This window comes from Kribbella sp. CWNU-51 (genome assembly GCF_054073265.1).
This window is the reverse complement of the sequence record NZ_JBSXMZ010000057.1, coordinates 96,620-114,317: the sequence shown is the minus strand read 5'-3', so window position 1 is coordinate 114,317 and position 17,698 is coordinate 96,620. Positions and strand designations below refer to the sequence as shown.

The 17,698-nt window shown below is 68.4% G+C and carries 19 protein-coding genes and 1 tRNA gene; 10 read left to right on the top strand and 10 right to left on the bottom strand.

Going from position 1 to position 17,698, the window contains the following annotated elements:
* Genes rdgB through ACXC9Q_RS39540 form a run of 3 tightly spaced genes read right to left on the bottom strand, consistent with a single transcriptional unit; the run spans position 1 to position 2,184 of the window.
* Complete coding sequence (rdgB, locus tag ACXC9Q_RS39550) at positions 1–606, bottom strand: RdgB/HAM1 family non-canonical purine NTP pyrophosphatase (RefSeq protein ID WP_328523354.1); 606 nt, start codon at positions 604–606, stop codon at positions 1–3.
* Positions 603–1,319 carry a ribonuclease PH gene (gene rph / locus ACXC9Q_RS39545; RefSeq protein ID WP_457061971.1) on the bottom strand — a complete coding sequence of 239 codons (717 nt, stop codon included), beginning with the start codon at positions 1,317–1,319 and terminating at the stop codon, positions 603–605. The genes rdgB and rph overlap by 4 nt, the downstream gene beginning before the upstream one ends.
* Positions 1,320–1,329: 10 nt before the next feature.
* Positions 1,330–2,184 (bottom strand): SGNH/GDSL hydrolase family protein, encoded by an 855-nt coding sequence (locus ACXC9Q_RS39540; protein ID WP_457061970.1) that lies wholly within the window; start codon positions 2,182–2,184, stop codon positions 1,330–1,332.
* Between the two features lie 170 nt (positions 2,185–2,354).
* On the opposite strand from ACXC9Q_RS39540, the gene ACXC9Q_RS39535 reads away from it, so the two are divergent.
* Positions 2,355–3,527 carry a Gfo/Idh/MocA family protein gene (locus ACXC9Q_RS39535; RefSeq protein WP_457061969.1) on the top strand — a complete coding sequence of 391 codons (1,173 nt, stop codon included), beginning with the start codon at positions 2,355–2,357 and terminating at the stop codon, positions 3,525–3,527.
* A gap of 16 nt (positions 3,528–3,543) precedes the next feature.
* Here ACXC9Q_RS39535 and ACXC9Q_RS39530 read toward each other — a convergent pair.
* The 3 genes from ACXC9Q_RS39530 to bcp all read right to left on the bottom strand — a co-directional run bounded on the left by ACXC9Q_RS39530 (position 3,544) and on the right by bcp (position 6,122).
* A tRNA-Leu gene (locus ACXC9Q_RS39530) sits at positions 3,544–3,624 on the bottom strand.
* 50 nt (positions 3,625–3,674) lie between these two features.
* The gene (locus ACXC9Q_RS39525; protein ID WP_457061968.1) at positions 3,675–5,315 is read right to left on the bottom strand and encodes a substrate-binding and VWA domain-containing protein; all 1,641 of its coding nucleotides are present in this window, start codon (positions 5,313–5,315) and stop codon (positions 3,675–3,677) included.
* A gap of 339 nt (positions 5,316–5,654) precedes the next feature.
* Positions 5,655–6,122 carry a thioredoxin-dependent thiol peroxidase gene (gene bcp / locus ACXC9Q_RS39520; protein WP_328523348.1) on the bottom strand — a complete coding sequence of 156 codons (468 nt, stop codon included), beginning with the start codon at positions 6,120–6,122 and terminating at the stop codon, positions 5,655–5,657.
* A gap of 70 nt (positions 6,123–6,192) precedes the next feature.
* Here bcp and ACXC9Q_RS39515 point away from each other — a divergent pair, with 70 nt between their 5' ends.
* From ACXC9Q_RS39515 to ACXC9Q_RS39505, 3 genes are all read left to right on the top strand, one after another.
* On the top strand, positions 6,193–7,236 hold the full coding sequence (locus ACXC9Q_RS39515) for a glucose 1-dehydrogenase (RefSeq protein WP_457061967.1): 1,044 nt from the start codon (positions 6,193–6,195) through the stop codon (positions 7,234–7,236).
* 77 nt (positions 7,237–7,313) lie between these two features.
* Positions 7,314–7,592, top strand: a complete 279-nt coding sequence (locus tag ACXC9Q_RS39510) for a DUF3618 domain-containing protein (protein WP_457061965.1) — start codon at positions 7,314–7,316, stop codon at positions 7,590–7,592.
* Complete coding sequence (locus ACXC9Q_RS39505; RefSeq protein ID WP_442914097.1) at positions 7,589–7,927, top strand: GroES family chaperonin; 339 nt, start codon at positions 7,589–7,591, stop codon at positions 7,925–7,927. Before ACXC9Q_RS39510 ends, ACXC9Q_RS39505 begins: the two co-directional genes overlap by 4 nt.
* Here ACXC9Q_RS39505 and ACXC9Q_RS39500 read toward each other — a convergent pair.
* From ACXC9Q_RS39500 to ACXC9Q_RS39490, 3 genes are all read right to left on the bottom strand, one after another.
* Positions 7,924–9,042, bottom strand: a complete 1,119-nt coding sequence (locus ACXC9Q_RS39500; RefSeq protein ID WP_457061964.1) for an amidohydrolase family protein — start codon at positions 9,040–9,042, stop codon at positions 7,924–7,926. The genes ACXC9Q_RS39505 and ACXC9Q_RS39500 overlap by 4 nt on opposite strands.
* On the bottom strand, positions 9,029–10,105 hold the full coding sequence (locus tag ACXC9Q_RS39495; protein ID WP_457061963.1) for an FAD-dependent oxidoreductase: 1,077 nt from the start codon (positions 10,103–10,105) through the stop codon (positions 9,029–9,031). Before ACXC9Q_RS39495 ends, ACXC9Q_RS39500 begins: the two co-directional genes overlap by 14 nt.
* Positions 10,106–10,172: 67 nt before the next feature.
* Positions 10,173–10,313, bottom strand: a complete 141-nt coding sequence (locus tag ACXC9Q_RS39490) for a hypothetical protein (protein ID WP_457061962.1) — start codon at positions 10,311–10,313, stop codon at positions 10,173–10,175.
* 176 nt (positions 10,314–10,489) lie between these two features.
* Here ACXC9Q_RS39490 and dapC point away from each other — a divergent pair, with 176 nt between their 5' ends.
* The 6 genes from dapC (at position 10,490) to ACXC9Q_RS39460 (ending at position 17,199) form a co-directional block, all read left to right on the top strand.
* Complete coding sequence (dapC, locus tag ACXC9Q_RS39485; RefSeq protein WP_457061991.1) at positions 10,490–11,590, top strand: succinyldiaminopimelate transaminase; 1,101 nt, start codon at positions 10,490–10,492, stop codon at positions 11,588–11,590.
* An 85-nt stretch (positions 11,591–11,675) separates the two neighbouring features.
* Complete coding sequence (locus ACXC9Q_RS39480) at positions 11,676–13,076, top strand: M15 family metallopeptidase (protein WP_457061960.1); 1,401 nt, start codon at positions 11,676–11,678, stop codon at positions 13,074–13,076.
* Positions 13,077–13,219: 143 nt separating this feature from the next.
* The gene (locus ACXC9Q_RS39475) at positions 13,220–13,840 is read left to right on the top strand and encodes a hypothetical protein (protein ID WP_457061959.1); all 621 of its coding nucleotides are present in this window, start codon (positions 13,220–13,222) and stop codon (positions 13,838–13,840) included.
* A gap of 104 nt (positions 13,841–13,944) precedes the next feature.
* Positions 13,945–15,099 carry an amino acid deaminase/aldolase gene (locus ACXC9Q_RS39470; protein WP_457061958.1) on the top strand — a complete coding sequence of 385 codons (1,155 nt, stop codon included), beginning with the start codon at positions 13,945–13,947 and terminating at the stop codon, positions 15,097–15,099.
* Positions 15,096–16,394: a D-arabinono-1,4-lactone oxidase gene (locus tag ACXC9Q_RS39465; RefSeq protein WP_457061957.1), complete on the top strand. Its 1,299-nt coding sequence runs from the start codon at positions 15,096–15,098 to the stop codon at positions 16,392–16,394. Before ACXC9Q_RS39470 ends, ACXC9Q_RS39465 begins: the two co-directional genes overlap by 4 nt.
* Positions 16,395–16,476: 82 nt before the next feature.
* Complete coding sequence (locus tag ACXC9Q_RS39460; protein WP_457061955.1) at positions 16,477–17,199, top strand: PIG-L deacetylase family protein; 723 nt, start codon at positions 16,477–16,479, stop codon at positions 17,197–17,199.
* 53 nt (positions 17,200–17,252) lie between these two features.
* On the opposite strand, the gene ACXC9Q_RS39455 is transcribed toward ACXC9Q_RS39460, so the two are convergent.
* Positions 17,253–17,669, bottom strand: coding sequence for a hypothetical protein (locus tag ACXC9Q_RS39455; RefSeq protein WP_457061953.1), 417 nt, complete (start codon positions 17,667–17,669; stop codon positions 17,253–17,255).
* Positions 17,670–17,698: the final 29 nt, after the last annotated feature.

Genomic DNA, 17,698 nt, shown 5'->3' with positions numbered 1-17,698 from the left:
CTAGCCTCCCAGCGCCTTCGCGACGATCGGGGCCAGGGCTCGCAGCGCCTTGCCCCGGTGGCTGATCGCGTCCTTCTCCTCGATCGACAGCTCCGCGGTGGTCCGGTCGTACCCCTCCGCCTGGAACAGGACGTCGTACCCGAAACCGCCGGTGCCGCGTAGTTCGCGGATCACCGAGCCGCGCATCTCGCCGAGCACCAGTTCGTCGGAACTGTCAGGCCGGACGAAGGCGACCGCGGCGATGAACGACGCACCACGCCGCTCGTCCGGCACGTCCTCCAGCTGGCCGAGCAGCAGCAGGTTGTTCGCGTGGTTGTCCTTGGCCGGTCCGGACCAGCGCGCCGAGAGTACGCCGGGCATCCCGTTCAGCGCGTCGACACAGATGCCGCTGTCGTCGGCGATCGACGGCAGCCCGGTCGCCGCGAGCGCCGCATGCGCCTTCAGCAACGCGTTGCCCTCGAACGTCGGCTCGGTCTCGGCGGGCTCGTCGTACGGCGGTACGTCGCCCAACCCGAGCACCTCGATCCCGGGAACGATCGGGGTCAGGATCCGCCGCAGTTCCTCGAGTTTCTTCTTGTTGTTCGAGGCGAGCAGGACCCGACTCACGACAGCGCCTCCTGCTGCAGCTTCGTCAGCTCCGCGCATCCCGCCGTACCGAGCTCGAGCAGGCTGTCCAGCTCGGCGCGGTCGAACGGCGCGCCCTCGGCCGTGCCCTGCACCTCGATGAACTTGCCCTCGCCGGTGATCACCAGGTTCATGTCCGTCTCGGCCCGGACGTCCTCCTCGTAGCAGAGGTCGAGCATCGGGGCGCCGTCGATGATGCCGACCGAGACCGCGGACACCGTGCCGGTCAGCGGCTCGCTCTTCAGCAGCTTGCGCTCGCGCAGGAACGACACCGCGTCCGCGAGGGCGACGTACGCGCCGGTGATCGCCGCGGTCCGCGTGCCGCCATCGGCCTGCAGTACGTCGCAGTCGAGCAGGATCGTGTTCTCGCCAAGTGCCTTGTAGTCGATCACGGCGCGCAAGGAGCGGCCGATCAGCCGGGAGATCTCGTGCGTCCGGCCGCCGATCCGGCCCTTCACCGACTCGCGATCCGAGCGGGTGTTGGTCGCCCGCGGCAGCATCGCGTACTCCGCGCTGACCCAGCCGAGCCCGGAGCCCTTCCGCCACCGCGGCACGCCCTCGGTCACGCTCGCCGCGCACAGCACCCGGGTCCGCCCGAACTCGACCAGCACCGAGCCCTCGGCGTGGTCGAGCCAGTTCCGGGTCAGGGTCACGGGCCGGAGCTGATCCGCACTACGTCCATCGATACGCGCCATGCTGCAGACCCTATGCCTCCAGGCGCCGCACCTCCGAACCGGTGGACGGCGGAAGCGCCAGCGGGCCGGGGGACGGATGGAACTGGGTCACGGCCATCCGGGCCGCCCACGGCACCAGGTCGTGGGCGCGCCGACCGAGCCACGGGACGCCCTCCCGGACCAGCCACAACGCGTCCGCCCACCTGCTCGGCGGCCGGTACGCGCAGGCCAGCTCCGGGCGCACGTCGATCTGCAGCCCACGCCGGGCGAGTTCGTCGGCGAACGCCCGGGCCAGTGTGCGGTGGCCGCGTTCGCCCGGGTGCAGCCGGTCGATGCTCCAGAAGTCCCGGCGGTACACCTCCGGGTAGTCGGCCATGTCCAGCCGGATCCCGCCGAACGTCGCGTGCAGGTCGTCGTACGCGAGGTTGACCTGCTCGATCCGCTGCCACAGCGGCCGGCGCAGCCACACCGGCAGGCCGAACACCTGGCCGTGGTCGTGGAACCGGACGGTGAGCAGCAGCGCGCCGCGGGCGGTCAGTTCCTCGGCGCACAGGTACAGGCAGTCGCGGATCCGGCCCGCGTCGAAGGTGGATCGCAGGGTGTCGTTGACCCCGACGATGAGCGAAGCGATGTCGATCGGACCGGTGGACACAGCCTCGGGCAGTTGGTCGGTCGCCACAGCAGGGACGGTGGCGCCGCTGGTCGCAAAGTTGGAGAACGTCACACGGTGGGAGCTGGCCAGGGAGTCGGCGAGCAGCGAGGCCCAGCCCCGCCACCCAACGCCTGGGCGCGCGCCGGCACCGGAGAGGTCGGTCGTACTGCCGTTCATCGGGTCCCCGACACCCACGGTGGTCGAGTCCCCCAGTGCCACGTAGTGGAGGCTCACATTCCGCCATGGTGTCGGCACGGAGCGAGGTCCCGGTGAGACCGAGGTTGCCGTCATGTCAACACCAACCGAGCATTGGGGACCAGGCTCGAGGGCAAGATCACCATTGAGTGGCAGAAATGCTCGGAGTTAGGCTGTTACAAACAACTATGTGCAGGAGTTGCTAGCTGATGAGTGATCTTCGGTTTGGTCTGGTGGGTCTCGGTGCCCGCAGCCGCCTCGCGCAGTACGCCCACAAGCCCGGCGAGGGCTCCGCGATCGTCGCCGTCTGCGACCCGGTCGCGGCCCAGCGGGACCTGGCCCTCGAGCGCTACCCGGACGCGACCGCGTACGGCGACCACGCCGAACTGCTCGACCAGAAGCTCGACGGGGTCTTCCTGACCACGCCGGACGACCTGCACGAGCAGCCGGCGATCGACTTCCTCCGGGCCGGCGTTCCGGTCTTCGTGGAGAAGCCCCTGGCGATCACCACGGAGGGGTGTGACCGGGTGCTGCAGGCGGCGTACGACTCCGGCGCCCGGCTGTACGTCGGGCACAACATGCGGCACATGCCCGTCGTCCTGACCATGCGCGAGCTGATCCAGGCCGGCGCGATCGGCGACGTGAAGGCGATCTGGTGCCGGCACTTCGTCGGCCACGGCGGCGACTTCTACTTCAAGGACTGGCACGCCGATCGCCGTCGTACCACCGGACTGCTGCTGCAGAAAGGTGCCCATGACATCGATGTGATGCACTGGCTGGCCGGCGGCTACACGACCCGGGTGAACGCGATGGGCGCGCTCACCCTGTACGGCGGGATCGAGGACCGGCTCGACCGGTCCGGGGAGCGGTTCAAGGACTTCGTGTCCGAGTCCAACTGGCCGCCGCTGGAGCAGAAGGGTCTGGCGCCGGTGATGGACGTCGAGGACCTCTCGACGGCGAATCTCCTGCTGGACAACGGCGTACTGATGACCTACGAGCAGTGCCACTACACGCCGGACTACTGGCGCAACTACACCGTGATCGGCACCCACGGCCGGCTGGAGAACTTCGGTGACACCGCCGGCGGCGTGGTGAAGGTCTGGAACAGCCGCCGGTCCGGGTACCGCGAGGATGCCGACCAGGTGGTCGAGATCTCCGGCGAGTCCGACCACCACGGCGGCGCCGACCCGCACCTGGTGGCCGAGTTCGTCCGGTTCGTCCGGGACGGTGGGACGACGCTCACGTCCCCGGTCGCCGCCCGCGCCGCGGTCGCGGCCGGGTACGCGGCAACGATGTCGCTGCGCTCGAACGGGACTCCGATGGACATCCCGCCGCTCGACCCCACCCTGATCAACTACTTCGACAACGGCCAGGTGCGGTGAGGTAGCTCGAACTACGTGCCAGAGGCGGGATTTGAACCCGCACGCCCGGGGGCACCGGCACCTAAAGCCGGCGTGTCTGCCGTTCCACCACTCTGGCCGGGGGAGCCGCCTCCCCTCGGACAGACATCCTAGGGGAGGCGGCTCCGTTCAGCGGCTTTGCAGGGCGTCGATGAACACCTGGCGGAGGTCGCTGGGGTTGCGGGCGACGTACGACTGGCCGCCGGTGGCCGCGGCCAGGGTGCGGAGCTCGTCCGGGTTGGCGTCGGGGCCCATGCCGAGGGCAATGATGCGGATCGGCTTGGACGGGTCCTTCATGCCTTCGAGCGTCTTCACGGTCTCCTGCAGCGTCGGGCTGCCCGGGTCGTCGTTCTTGCCGTCGGTGAACAGCAGGATCGAGTTGACCGCGGTGGAGACGTACTGGTTCCGGACCGCGCGGACCGCCGCGATCGCGGTGTCGTACAGACCGGTGCCGCCGTTCGGGACCGGCTTCTGGACCTTCAGCTGGCCGACGATCTTCTGCCGCTGCCGGTCCGACAGTGGGGCGATCGGGACCAGTTCCTTGTAGTCGCTGCTGCCGTCCGTGCCGATCTTGGTCGAGAACGTCCACAGGCCGAGCGAGGCGCTGTTCGGGAACAGGGCCAGGCCGCCGGTGGCCGCCTCGATGGTCAGCTGCATCCGGGTCTTGCCGCCGACCTTGTCGCCCATCGAGCCGGAGATGTCGATCACCGCGAGCGAGTGGGTGGACAGGGAGAGCCGGGTCCAGTTCAGCAGCGTCTTGTCGACCGCCTCGGCGGTCGGCTTGCTCAGCTGACTGGCGTCGCCGACGCCACGGCCGCCGCTGAGCGCGCTCATCGACCCGTCGCGGAAGCCGGCGTCGTCGCGGGCCTGCCCGTAGGCGTCGGAGAGCATCTCACCGGCCAGCGCGTTGGCAGCCGAGATGGCCTGGTCGGTGTCGGACTTCGCCGTGACCGCGATCGGGTAGTCCAGGTACAGCGTGCCGGTGGCCGGAACGACCGCCTTGAGCTGCGCGTCAGGGTGCTCCTCCTGGTACTTCACGAAGCTCTGCTCCGACGCCGGTACGACGACCTGGCTGCCGTCCGCCGCGGCGCGGCCGAACAGCGAGCTGACGTCGGTGTACGGCTTGGCCATCGAGCCGAGGTGCTGCGCCAGCGGCACGATCAGCCCGCTCACCGCGGTCTCGGACGCCGAGGTCTTCTGCCGCTCCGACTGGATCGCGAGCAGCGTGAGCGCGCCGGTGGAGGTGTTCAGCGGGTCCAGCAGGGCCGGCTCGACGCCGTCCGTGCCGAGGCTGCGCAGCCAGGACGAGGTGTCGGCGAAGTTCGAGTTCCGCCCGACCAGCACCAGCGGGGAGGTCGCGATCGACGGTACGACGATCTTCGGAACGCTGTCCCCGTCATCGGCCTGGGCGACCCATAGTGAGGAGTCCGGGACCCACAGGTCGGGCCGGTTGTCGCTGCCCTTGGCGACGTCCTGGGCGACCTTCGCCGAGGGAGCCGCGGTGATGGTGAACTGCAGACACGGAGTACCGTCCTGACCGCCCTTGCTCGCCAGCGACTTGGCCGCTGCTTCGAGCGAGGACTGCATCTCGGGCGTGGTGCTCAACTGGATCTGCGTCGGGTCGTCACACGACTTGCTGCCGCCGAGGAAACCGTCGGCTCCCGACTCGGATCCGAAGGAGCGAACCACAAACACGGCGCCCAACGACAGCACCAGTAGCCCGACCGCGGTGATGTACACCGAACGGCGGTTGTTGTTACTTCGCGTCACCGCAGAGGAATGTTTTCCCATCGCGGCAGGTCCCTCCCTCCCAGAGGCTGACTGCGCGCGCAGATTACCCGCTTTCGGCTGGTCACGGCGAAGGTCGCGACGGTTCTTGACACACCGTGGGCTGGACGCCGGTCGTCCGGGGAGTACCGCTCTTTCACAGGAACGCTGTAAAACTCACGGACGGTAGCGTCTCGGCTCCGGACTGGTGAGATCTCGGTGTGATCCAAATCACATCAAGACTTTTGGTCAAACGACCGTTCCATGGACCAGCCACGTGAAACGGTCGAAGGTTTCCCTCCACGGCAGGTCCTGGCAAGGCTGTCTTTCACTGCCTCCGGCTCAGAGGCCGAGGTCCCGCCGGAGCTTGGCGACGTGCCCGGTGGCCTTCACGTTGTACTGCGCCAGCGCGATCTTGCCCTCGGGGTCCACGACGAAGGTGGACCGGATCACGCCGGTGACCTTCTTGCCGTACATCGTCTTCTCGCCGAACGCGCCGTACGCGGTCAGGACATCCTTGTCCGGGTCGCTCAGCAGCGGGAACGTGACGCCGTCCCGCTCGCGGAACTTGGCCAGCTTGGCCGGCTTGTCCGGGGAGATCCCGAGGACGGCGTACCCGGCGGCCTGCAGCGAGTCGAGCGAGTCGCGGAAGTCGCAGGCCTGCTTGGTGCAGCCCGGCGTCATCGCGGCCGGGTAGAAGTAGACGATCACGTTCTTCCCGCGCAGATCCTTCAGCGCCACCTCGTTGCCGTCGGCATCGGGAAGGGTGAAGTCGGGTGCGGTGTCGCCGGCCGACAGACGTTCGGACATCAGGCCCTCCACGGGGGATCGGATCAACTGCCCGCAATGGTACGTGCGGCGCCCCCGCTAGCCTGAGCGCATGCGGGCCATGACAGTCACGCCGGGGAAAGCCGACTCGGCCAGGGTAGGAGCAATAGGGGAGCCGCCCGCCGGTGATGGAGCGGTCCTCGTGGAGGGGCTGTTCACTGGCATCTGCGGGACCGACATCGAACTGGTGTCCGGAGCGTTCGGCAGCGGCAGGCCGAGCTCCGACCACCTCGTCATCGGCCACGAGTCGCTGGGGCGAGTGCTGGAGGCACCGGAGGGCTCCGGCTTCAACGCGGGAGACCTGGTCGCCGGTGTGGTCCGCAGGCCCGACCCGGAGCCCTGTCCGGCCTGTGCGCGCGGCGAGTGGGACTTCTGCCGCAACGGGTTGTACACCGAGCGCGGCATCAAAGAGATGGACGGGTACGGCGCTGAGCGATGGCGCGTGGACCCGTACTTCGCCGTACCCGTCCCCAGTGAGCTCGGGCACCTCGGCGTACTCGTGGAGCCGGCCAGCATCCTCACCAAGGCCTGGGAGCAGGTGGACCAGGTCGGCGCGCGGTCGTGGTTCGGGCCGAAGCATGTGCTCGTCACCGGCGCCGGACCGATCGGGTTGCTGGCCGCACTGATCGCAACGCAACGCGGATACGACGTACATGTCCTGGACCGGGTCGTGGACGGGCCGAAACCGGAGCTGGTGCGGGCACTCGGTGGGACGTATCTGACCGACCTGAACGACCTGACCGTCGTACCCGACGTGGTGATCGAGGCGACCGGGGCAGGGCGGGTCGTGTTCGACTGCGCGAAGCTGCTCGGGTGGGCCGGGGTCATGTGCCTCACCGGGATCGCGCCCGGTCCGGCATCGATCGACGTACAACTCGATGCGCTGATCCGGCAGTTGGTGGTTCGCAACGCGGTGCTGGTGGGGTCGGTGAATGCGGCCAAGCGCCACTACGCGGACGCCGTGGACGTGCTGGTCGCGGCCGACCGGTCCTGGCTCGAGCGGCTGATCACGCGGACCGTGCCGCTGTCGGACTGGCCGTCGGCGCTGGTCCGTGAGCCGGACGACATCAAGGTGGTCGTGGACTTGCGGCGATGACCTGCGAGGATGGGACTACGCAGGGCAGCCCCGGCCATCCCGGGGCAGGCCCGGACGAAAGAAGGGAGCGCCGACAAGTGTCGGACACGAAGGCTGGGACCGCGAAGGCTCGGACCGCCGAGCAGATCGAGGCGGATATCGCCGCCACCCGGGCGCGCTTGGCCTCGACCGTGGACGAGCTGGTCGACCGCGCGAACCCGAAGAATGTCGCCCTGCGGCAGGTCGAGCAGGCCAAGGCCCAGGTGTTCGACGAGAGCGGCCGGCTGCGCACCCAGAAGATCGTCGCGGTCGGCGGCGCCGCGGTCGGCGTGCTCGCCGTCCTGCTGCTGATCCGCCGGCTGGTGGGTCGCCGGTGACTTCTCGCAAGCGGCTCTCCGACGACAAGCTGCCGATCCGGATGCTGCACGACCGGGTGCTGGTCTCGCTCGAGGCCGAAGGTGAGCGCAAGTCGTCGGCCGGCATCCTGATCCCGGCCACCGCACAGATGGGCCGCCGGCTCGCCTGGGCGAAGGTGGTCGCGATCGGTGCCAACGTTCGCACCGTCGAGGTCGACGACCGGGTCCTGTTCGACCCGGAGGACCGGGCCGAGGTCGAGGTCCGCGGCGACGACTACATCCTGCTCCGCGAGCGTGACCTGCACGCCGTCGCGGCCGGCCGCCTCGAGGACGGCCAGACCGGCCTTTACCTCTAGTCCAGCTGGTAGAGCCGCCGGGCGTTGTCCCGGCCCCACAGCGCGGCAACCCGTACGGCGTCCTCGGCGGACCAGTCGCCTTGGTCGACGAAGCCGCCGAGCACCGACGCCACCGCACGTCGCCACAGCGTGGCTCCGAGGAAGTGCAGCTCGGCCGGACCCCACGCGTCGGAGGAATAGAGCAGCTTGGCGTACGGCGCCAGCTCCAGACCCTCCGCGAGTACGGCGGCCGCGCGGGCTCCGACGTACATGGTGGTGAGGCCGAGGTCGAAGCTCACGTGTGGGAAGGCGTGTGCGAGGTAGCCCGCCTCGCGGTGGAACGGATAGCAGTGCAGCAGCACGACCTGTGTCCCCAGTGGCTCGACCAGGCGGAGCCACTCGGTCAGGAGCAGCGGAGTGGTCTTGTGCAGGTTCAGGTCCGGGTCTCCGAAGCCGACGTGCAGTTGGAGCGGCAGACCGCGGCGTGCGCCGGTCCAGAGCAGCCAGCGGAGGAGCACCGGGTCGCTGACTCGCGCCGGCCCATCGGCGTACCAGCGCTCCAAAGCGGTGGCGACTTCTGCAGCAGCGGGCTCGGCTGGATCAAAGTCGAAGCCATGGCGGTAGGCCACGATGCTCTTCAGCCCAACCGCATCGGCAGTCCGCTCTTCCAGCCGTCGCGCCAGCGCATCCGGTACGGCGGCCACGGTGGACTCGTGTGCGGCAACGTACTCGAGCTCTGACTCCAGCCGGACCACCTCGTGCGCGCGGGCCCCACTCAGCTTGGCCAGCTCGTCCACACCGGTCACAGCGTCGCCGAGGTAGCCGGTGTCGACCAGGTAGTCGCTAACGCCGGCTGCGCTGAGGAAGAGCCGGCTCAGTGAGGCCTCGTCGTGCTGCGTGCGTGCGGCCAGATAGTCGTCGGCCGACGCGTGCTGCTCGAGTCCGAGCAGAGGAGCGCAGTGCTTACGGATCGCGAAGCCCAGTTGGGAATCGAACGTCGAAATCCACGGCGGGACCGGACGGTCCGACTCGGTGATCAGCTGCTCGAAACCGGCCCGGTCGAGCGGACCCTTCGCCACGCCGTGCACGTGGTGGTCCACCAACGGCAGGCTCGCCAGGTGGTCAGCGAGCAGCATGGCCGGCCAACCGGAACCGCGACGGAACCGTGCCCTCGCCCAGCACCAGATCGCGGACGAACGCGCCGATCAGCGGCACGAACTTGAAGCCCTGACCGCAGAACCCGACCGCGACCGTGATGGGACCGGCCCGGTCGATGACGAAGTTGTCCGACGGTGTGTTGTCGTACAGACAGCTGATCGCCGTCGACTTCCCCGCATCCAGACCCGGGAACCAGTCCTCGACGTACCGCAGCAGCTCGGCATCCCGCACCGGCTCCACCGCGAAGTCACGGGTGTCCGGATCGACTACTGGGCCGGTGGCGTGCAATCCGACCTTCACACCAGAGTCCGGCTCGTACAGCCCGTAGCTGAAAGGACCGGAGTGCACGAAGCTCGGCCACTCCAGGTTGTCCGACACCGGTGCGAAGAAACGCGGTTGCTCCTGCGTCACAGTGAACGCCGGCAACGGCACCAGCCCGTTCAGCAGCTTCGGAGCCCACGAGCCAGCCGTCACCACCACCTGTCGCGCCCGCACCGCACCACCCGGTACGTCGAGCTCCACCAGCTCGTCGTGGACCCGCAACGCCCGCACCGGCGACTGCACTCGGAACTCAGCGCCCAGCCGTGTCGCCACCGACTGCAGTGCCTTGACGGTGCGATCGGCGTACAATCGTCCCGAACCGGGCTGATACAGCACCGGTGTCTCGAACCGGAACCCTGACCAGCGCTCCGCCGCCGCTGCCGGCGTGAGCACCTCGCCGGTTGCCGCATGCAACGATCGGAACGCCTCGACCGTCGCGTCGTCCACACCATGGTCGATCCCACCGGTCACCTCGAAGAGCGTCTCGCCCGAGTCCGCCTCCAGTTCGCGCCACAGCGGCCGCGCCTGCTGGGTGAGCCGTGCGACCTCCGCGTTGTCGGCGGCCGGCCGGAAGAGGCGCGTCCCACCGTGTGATCCACCGCGGTCGTGCCCGAGCGTGTACTGCTCCAGTACGACGACCTCACGCCCGGCCGCCGCCAAAGCACGAGCCGCGGCCGACCCCATCGCGCCGGCGCCCACCACAGCCACGTCGTACGTCATCGCTCACCCCTTCGCGCGCCCCTCGCTGTCGTACCGGGCGTGCATCAAGCTTTCCACCACCTGGTGGTCAGTGCGCGCCGACCGTGCTGACCCACTGCATGTTCGGGTTCGCCAGCAGCTTGCGCCGGCTCTGGGTCAGCCTGGTCGCGCCGGCGGCGAGGAAGAAGGCGGCCAGGATCCCGGCGACGATCCACAGAAAGATGTTCATGTCCTACTCTCGGTCACCGGTTGATGCGTCAACCCAAAGGTAGACGGGTTGACCAGATCCTCGCCAAGGTCGACCCCGGCAGGCCCTGCTGATTTCTCGCTGATTTCTCACGGAGTTCTCGCGGTGTGAGCGCCCGGCGTCGGTGCGGCCGGCGGGCGAGGGAGAATGTCGGGGTGATCTTCGAGACCTCCAGCCGGTTGCCCGACTTCCCATGGGACAAGCTCGCCCCCTACAAGCAGAAGGCGGCCGAGCATCCCGACGGCATCGTCGATCTGTCCATCGGCAGTCCGGTGGACCCGGTGCCGGACCTGGTGAAGAAGGCCCTGGCCGACGCGGCCGACGCCCCGTCGTACCCGACCACCCTCGGTACGGCGTCCGCCCGGCAGGCGGCCGTGGACTGGATGGCGCGGCGTCTCGACGTCACCGGAGTGGACCCGCAGACCGGCGTACTGCCGGTGATCGGCACCAAGGAGCTGATCATGCTGCTGCCGACGCTGCTCGGCATCGGCGCCGGCGACACGGTCCTCATCCCGGACCTGGCGTACCCGACGTACGAGGCCGGTGCCGCGCTGGCTCGCGCTCACAGCGTGCCCGTTGCGGACCCGACGACGTACGACGGCCGAGTCCGGGTGGCCTACCTGAACTCCCCGCGCAACCCGTCAGGTGAGATCACCTCTGCCGACGATCTGCGTCGTGCGGTCGAGTGGGCGCGGGCGAACGATGTACTGCTGGTCAGCGACGAGTGCTACACCGAGTTCGGCTGGGACGAGCGGCCGGTGTCCGTGCTGCATCCGGACGTGTGCGGCCCCAGCTTCGACAACCTGCTCGCGGTGCACTCGCTGTCCAAGCGGTCCAACCTCGCTGGGTACCGGGGTGGGTTTGTTGCCGGTGACACCACGGTTGTTGCCGAGCTGCTCGCCGTACGCAAGCACGCCGGACTGATGGTGCCGTCGCCGATCCAGGCCGCCATGGCAGCCGCCTTCGCGGACGACGTACATGTGGAGGAGCAGCGGGCTCGCTACCTGCGCCGCCGCTCGGTCCTCCGCGAGGCGCTGACCGACGCCGGCTGGGACATCACCCTCTCCAACGGCGGTCTGTACTTGTGGGCCTCGCATCCGTCGTATGACGCCTATGGCTCGGTGGGGGCGCTGGCCGACCTCGGCATCCTCGTCGCCCCCGGAGCCTTCTACGGGACCGCCGGCGCCCGCCACATCCGCGTTGCCCTCACCGGCACCGACGAACGCATCGATGCAGCGGTGAAACGACTGCAGGAGTGACAGAACTTCCCCGGTGGGTGTGACGTCTTCTTGTGTGACTGCCTCTTATGTGGGTAGGTGAACCCAAGGAGGGGGAGACATGCATATGAGGTCGCGTTCCATCGGGGTGGTTGCGGTACTGCTGCTGGGGGTTGTGGTGCCGGTCGGCTCCGCGCAGGCGGCTGATGATCCGTCTGTGACGCCGGGAGTCGCCGAGGCGACGACTCCGGCTGCCGAGCCCACCACTCCGGCCGTCGAGCCGACCACTCCGGCTGTCGAGCCGACCGCGACACCGCCTGCTGAGGTTGTGACGCCGTCGCCTCCTCCGGTTGAGGAGCCAACGCCCACACCAACACCAACGCCAACACCAACTGCGGCGTGGTCCATCACGCTGAACCAGCCGGCTGCCTCCTGGGAGGACAAGCCGACGGTGTTCACCGGGAAGATCAGCCAGCCGATCACCGGCTCGTACATCACGCTGTGGCAGCGCGTCCCGGGCGCGTGGGTGCTGCGCGGGTCGACCCGCACCACCGCCGGTGGCGTCTACAAGTTCACCTACACCGCGGCGTACACCGGGACCTGGGCGTTCCGGACCATGATCGGGGTGAAGGACACGACGGCGCTCGCGATCTCGGCGTACCGGACCGTCCCGATCCAGGACCGCAAGATCGTGATCAACACCCCGGCGGCCTGGTACGCGACCCTGACCGGTGTGTCGGTCACCGGCCGGATGACGCCGGCCGAGCCGGGCAAGGAGCTCGCGCTGCAGGACTACCTCGGCAGCGGCAAGTGGCGCCTGCTGAGCATCGCCAAGATGGATGCGGCGGGCAACTTCCGGCTCCGGGTCCCGGACGACGTCCCGTCCACCCGAACCGTGCGCGTGCTGACCCGCTACGTCAGCCAGCCCGCGATGGAGTACTCCGGCCTCGCCAAGATCGTGATCAAGGCCGCACTGAACCCCAAGGTGTACGCCGTCTCGGCCACAATGGTGCCGAATACGTACCGGGCCGGGTGCCCCGTCAAGCCGTCGTCACTGCGGTTGCTCCAGCTGAACTACTGGGGCTTCGACGGGAAGGTGCACCGTGGTGAGCTGATCCTGCGAGACGCCGCGGTGTCGAAGATGATCACGGTGTGGACCTCGACGTTCGCATCCAAGTTCCCGATCCGGCAGATGCGGCGGGTGGACGTGTTCGGGGGCAGTGACGTCAAGTCGATGGCGGCCGACAACACCTCCGCGTTCAACTGCCGCCGGGTCACGGGTGATCCGTATTCGCTCTCGCCGCACTCCTATGGCTGGGCGATCGACATCAACACCGTGGAGAACCCGTACCTGGCCGCGAACGGGGTCTGGTACCCGTCGAACGGGCTCGCGTACCGTAACCGCTCGGTGTCGCGTCCCGGCATGCTCTTCGCGAGCAGTGTCGCGACCAAGGCTCTGGTTGCCCAGGGCTACTTCTGGGGCGCCGGCTGGGCCAAGCCCGACTACCAGCACTTCGAGCCGAAGTGAAGACTGCCGTAGTTGCTGGGCTGTCGGCGCTGTTGCTGGCGGGCTGCAGCTCTGGGTCACCTCAGGCTGCTCCTACCGCAGCCACTCCGATTCCGAGCACTGTAGGCGGGACGGTGCCAGTGCCCACCAACACGTTGAGCACTGTGAAGCCGACCGACGCCGCGGTGCCGCCTGAGCTTCCAGAGCAAGCAACCGCACCACCGCCGGCCACTGCCGGACCGCTGAGTGCCCGCAACCTCCCGGCGCCCGAGAAGCTCGGCGCCGGCTGGAAGACGTACGCCGATCCGGGCGGCGCCGAGGCGGGATTCCTGGGCAACAACACCTGGACCCGCAAACGCGACCCCCACCAGGCCGCCTTCGAAGCCCTACCCTCCGGTTGCTCCGGCGCGCCGGTGACCGGCTCTCTCCCAGTCCCGCAGTACGCCCTGGCCGGCACCTACCGCACCGCCGACGCCCTGCCCGCCACGGCCCTGCTGCTCCGCTTCGCCAACTCCACCAACGCCAAGACCTACTACGACGGCTACCACGCCCGCATGACCGCCTGCGGCACCGGCGGCGACCTCTCCGTCAAGCAGCTCTGGTCCGACAACACCGCCACCGCCGCGACCCGCACCTACGCCGGCGCCGAGTCCTACGTAGACATCTCCACCCTCCAAGGCGCCACCGTCGCCCTCCTGGCTACCACCTCCCCCCACCCCGAATCCCAATCCCCCTGGGCCCAATCCGTCATCCCCACCCTCAAAGCCACCATCGACACTCCATAACGAGCCCCGGCTTACACCACCTCTGGCTCCGGACGCGCCGTGCTCTGTCAACTCGAGCTAGAAGCTGTATTACCTTTCAGTATTGTTTGTCCTACACTCCGGTTATGGGTGACTTCGACCGGTATGCCCGCCTGACCGCGGACCTCGACGCGCCGTACGCGGTGATCGACCTCGCTGCCTTCCGCCGCAACGCTGACGATCTGGTCCGCCGTGCCGCCGGTACGCCGATCCGCGTCGCGTCCAAGTCAGTCCGCTGCCGCGCCCTGATCGCCGCCGCACTCGAGCGCCCCGGCTTCCACGGTGTGATGAGCTACGCCCTCCCGGAAGCCCTCTGGCTCGCCCACAACGGCGTCGACGACATCCTCCTCGGCTACCCGACCACCCACCGCACCGCCCTGCGCGCTCTCGCCGAGGACCCCGAGGCGGCCGCCCGCATCACACTCATGATCGACTCACCCGACCACCTGGCGTTCATCAAGTCGGTCACCGCCGGCGGCGCGCGCATCCAGGTCTGCCTCGACGTCGACGCGTCCCTCCGCGTCTTCGGCCAGCACCTCGGCGTACGCCGCTCACCCCTCCGAACCCCCGTGGACGTCGCCGGACTCGCCCGCACAGTCGCCGCCGACGACGCGTTCGAACTGGCCGGCGTGATGTTCTACGAGGCCCAGATCGCCGGCCTCGCCGACACCTCACCCGCCGTCCGCTGGGTGAAGCGCCGCTCCGCCGCCGAACTCGCCGACCGCCGCGGCGCGGTCGTCGACGCGGTCAAGCAGTACGCGCCGCTCCGGCTCGTCAACGGCGGCGGCACCGGCAGCCTCGAGGTCAGCAGCGCCGACCCGGTAGTCACCGAAGTCACCGCCGGCTCGGGCCTCTACGGCCCCACCCTGTTCGACAAGTACGACGTCTTCCAGCCGGAACACGCAGTCGCCTACGCACTGGACGTCGTACGGCGTCCTGCCCCACGGATCGCCACACTCTTCGGCGGTGGCTACGTCGCCTCCGGCCCAGCCAAGAAGTCACGCCTGCCATCGCCGGCCTGGCCGTCCGGATTGAAGCTATTGGGCACAGAAGGTGCCGGAGAAGTGCAGACTCCGGTCCTTGGGAGTTCCGCCGATGCACTGCATCTTGGAGACAGAGTTTGGATGCGCTATGCAAAGGCGGGCGAAATGCTGGAGAGATTCGATGTCATACACGCGATCGACGGCGACGAGCTGACCGACCTCACCACCTACCGAGGCGAGGGGAAGAACTTCGGATGAGCACCTGGCGGAACTGGGCCGGCACCGAGTCGGCCACGGGTGTCGAGATCCTCCGCCCGTCATCGACCGACGAGCTCGCCGCAGCGGTGAAGTCCGCCGCCGAGCAAGGCAAGAAGCTCAAGGCCGTCGGCGCCGGGCATTCGTTCACCGGCTGCTCCGTGCCCGAGCAGGTGATGATCCGGATGGACGGCCTGTCCTCGATCATCCATGCAGACAAGGATTCCGGGCGCGTCACCGTCGGGGCCGGCACCGGCCTGCGCAAACTCAACTCCGGCCTGGCCGCCTTCGACCTCGCGATGGCGAACCTCGGCGACATCGACAAGCAAACCATCTCCGGCGCGATCTCTACCGGCACCCACGGCACGGGCGCCCGGCTCGGCGGCCTTGCGACACAGGTCGTAGCCCTCGACCTGGTCACCGCCGACGGTTCAGTCCTGCACTGTTCAGCCGAGGAGAACCCGGACGTCTTCGCCGCAGCCCGCGTCTCGGTCGGCGCCCTCGGCGTGATCAGCGCCCTCACCCTCCAGTGCGTGCCGGCCTTCCTCCTTCACGCCCAGGAGATGCCGCTCCCGCTGGGCGATGTCCTCGACGGTTTCGATGAACTTGCCGACAGCAACGATCACTTCGAGTTCTACTGGTTCCCGCACACCGACATCGCGCTGACCAAGCGCAACAACCGCGTCGGGCCCGGCGTCGGCCCGTCCCCGGTCGGCCGTGTCCGCGGCTGGGTCGACGACGAACTCCTGTCCAACAAGGTCTTCGAGCTGACCAACCGACTGGCGGTCCGACGAGCCAGCCTGGTTCCCCGGATCAACCGCATCGCGTCCCGCGCCCTCTCGGCCCGCGAGTACGTCGACGCGTCGTACAAGGTCTTTTGTTCCGAACGCAACGTGGTCTTCCGTGAATCCGAGTACGCCGTACCCCGGGAGAACGTGGTCGACGTCATCCGCCGCCTCCGCGACTGGATCGACACGTCAGGCGCCCGCATCCCGTTCCCGATCGAGGTTCGCGTTGCCGCCCCCGACGACATCTGGCTCTCCACGGCGTACGGCCGCGACACCGCCTACATCGCCATCCACCAGTACCACCGTCTGCCCCACGACCCGTACTTCCAAGCCTTCGAACGCATCGTCTCCGATTACAACGCTCGTCCCCACTGGGGCAAACTCCACACCCTCACCGCCGAGGATCTCCGCACCCGCTACCCCCACTTCGACGACTACTTAGCCGTCCGCACCCGCCTGGACCCCCACCACATCTTCGAAAACCCCTACACCCGCCAAGTCTTCGGCTAACCAACCGCCGGTCCCACCTCGGCCGCTTCCTGTTCGGGCAGGCATGTTCACGAGGTGGTGCGGCGGGAGCTAGCCTGCGGACATGAACTCTGTGGAGGGGCTCGAGCCTGTAGTCGAGGACTGGCAGAAGGCGTTGGCTGTGGTCGCGCATCCGGACGACCTGGAGTTCGGGTCGGCGGCGGCGATCGCGCGGTGGACCGGGCAGGGGAAGGAGATCGGGTACTGCCTGCTGACGTCCGGCGAAGCGGGCATCGACGGCATCGCGCCCGCCGAATGCGGTCCGCTGCGAGAAGCTGAGCAGATCGAGTCCGCGCGGATCGTCGGCGTCTCGATGGTCGAGTTCCTCGGTCAGCCGGACGGCACCATCGAGTACGGCGTCGCGCTCCGCCGCGTCATCACGGACGTGATCCGCCGGCACCAGCCCGAGATCGTGATCACCAACAACTTCCGCGGGACCTGGGACGGCGACGTACTCCTCAACCAGGCCGACCACATCAACACCGGCCACGCCACCCTCGACGCGGTCCGCGACGCCGCCAACCGCTGGATCTTCCCCGAAGCCGGCGACCGCTGGGCCGGCGTACGCCAGGTCTGGGCCGCCGGCTCCCCACAGTCTCGCCACGCCGCGGACACCACCGACACCTTCGACATCGGCGTCAAGTCTCTCAAAGCCCACAAGGCCTACATCGACGGCCTCAACTGGCCGCACTTCGACCCCGAAGAATTCCTGGAAGGCACCTCCCGCCCCGCCGGCACCCGCCTAGGCACCAAGTACGCCACCCGTTTCGAGGTCTTCACCCCTTAACCGACGCGCTCATACGTGGCCCACGCTTGATCGGGATATTCGTGGACGCCCCGTCAATCGCGGGGGAGTTCGAGTGATGCCTGCAGGTGTGGAGGTGCGGGCTTCGGGCGCCGAGGTTCGCGGTCGCCGGAGGTGTCCGGGCCAGGCGGGTTGTTCGGGCCGACCCAGGAGCGGACCAAGTCGCGGCCGCCCTTGCGGGTCATGCGGAGAAGGTCGATCTGCTGGACCTGGCTGGCAGGGATGCCGAGCTGGGCAAGGCTGCGGTTCGCCATTTCACACGCGGTGTCGTGCTTCCGCGGCGAGAGCTTCTGCTGCAAAACGACAGCAATCGTGCCGTCGGGCAGATCCTCGATCCGCTGGAACCGCATGCCCTTGTCCAGAGCCCACGACTTGAAGGCGAGCTCGAGATAGTCGGAGTCGGACAGCCGTCGATCAGTCTGAGCGCGAGCAACCACTTCATATAGGGCCATACCCCGATCATCCGCCTCCACCCACCCGT

Excerpts from the sequence above, each read along its gene's own strand:
- rph (WP_457061971.1), bottom strand. The coding sequence starts at position 1,319 with ATGGCGCGTATCGATGGACGTAGTGCGGATCAGCTCCGGCCCGTGACC.
- ACXC9Q_RS39535 (WP_457061969.1), top strand. The coding sequence starts at position 2,355 with ATGAGTGATCTTCGGTTTGGTCTGGTGGGTCTCGGTGCCCGCAGCCGC.
- bcp (WP_328523348.1), bottom strand. The coding sequence starts at position 6,122 with ATGTCCGAACGTCTGTCGGCCGGCGACACCGCACCCGACTTCACCCTT.
- ACXC9Q_RS39515 (WP_457061967.1), top strand. The coding sequence starts at position 6,193 with ATGCGGGCCATGACAGTCACGCCGGGGAAAGCCGACTCGGCCAGGGTA.
- ACXC9Q_RS39500 (WP_457061964.1), bottom strand. The coding sequence starts at position 9,042 with ATGCTGCTCGCTGACCACCTGGCGAGCCTGCCGTTGGTGGACCACCAC.
- ACXC9Q_RS39495 (WP_457061963.1), bottom strand. The coding sequence starts at position 10,105 with ATGACGTACGACGTGGCTGTGGTGGGCGCCGGCGCGATGGGGTCGGCC.
- ACXC9Q_RS39490 (WP_457061962.1), bottom strand. The coding sequence starts at position 10,313 with ATGAACATCTTTCTGTGGATCGTCGCCGGGATCCTGGCCGCCTTCTTC.
- ACXC9Q_RS39480 (WP_457061960.1), top strand. The coding sequence starts at position 11,676 with ATGAGGTCGCGTTCCATCGGGGTGGTTGCGGTACTGCTGCTGGGGGTT.
- ACXC9Q_RS39470 (WP_457061958.1), top strand. The coding sequence starts at position 13,945 with ATGGGTGACTTCGACCGGTATGCCCGCCTGACCGCGGACCTCGACGCG.
- ACXC9Q_RS39465 (WP_457061957.1), top strand. The coding sequence starts at position 15,096 with ATGAGCACCTGGCGGAACTGGGCCGGCACCGAGTCGGCCACGGGTGTC.
- ACXC9Q_RS39460 (WP_457061955.1), top strand. The coding sequence starts at position 16,477 with ATGAACTCTGTGGAGGGGCTCGAGCCTGTAGTCGAGGACTGGCAGAAG.
- ACXC9Q_RS39455 (WP_457061953.1), bottom strand. The coding sequence starts at position 17,669 with ATGGCCCTATATGAAGTGGTTGCTCGCGCTCAGACTGATCGACGGCTG.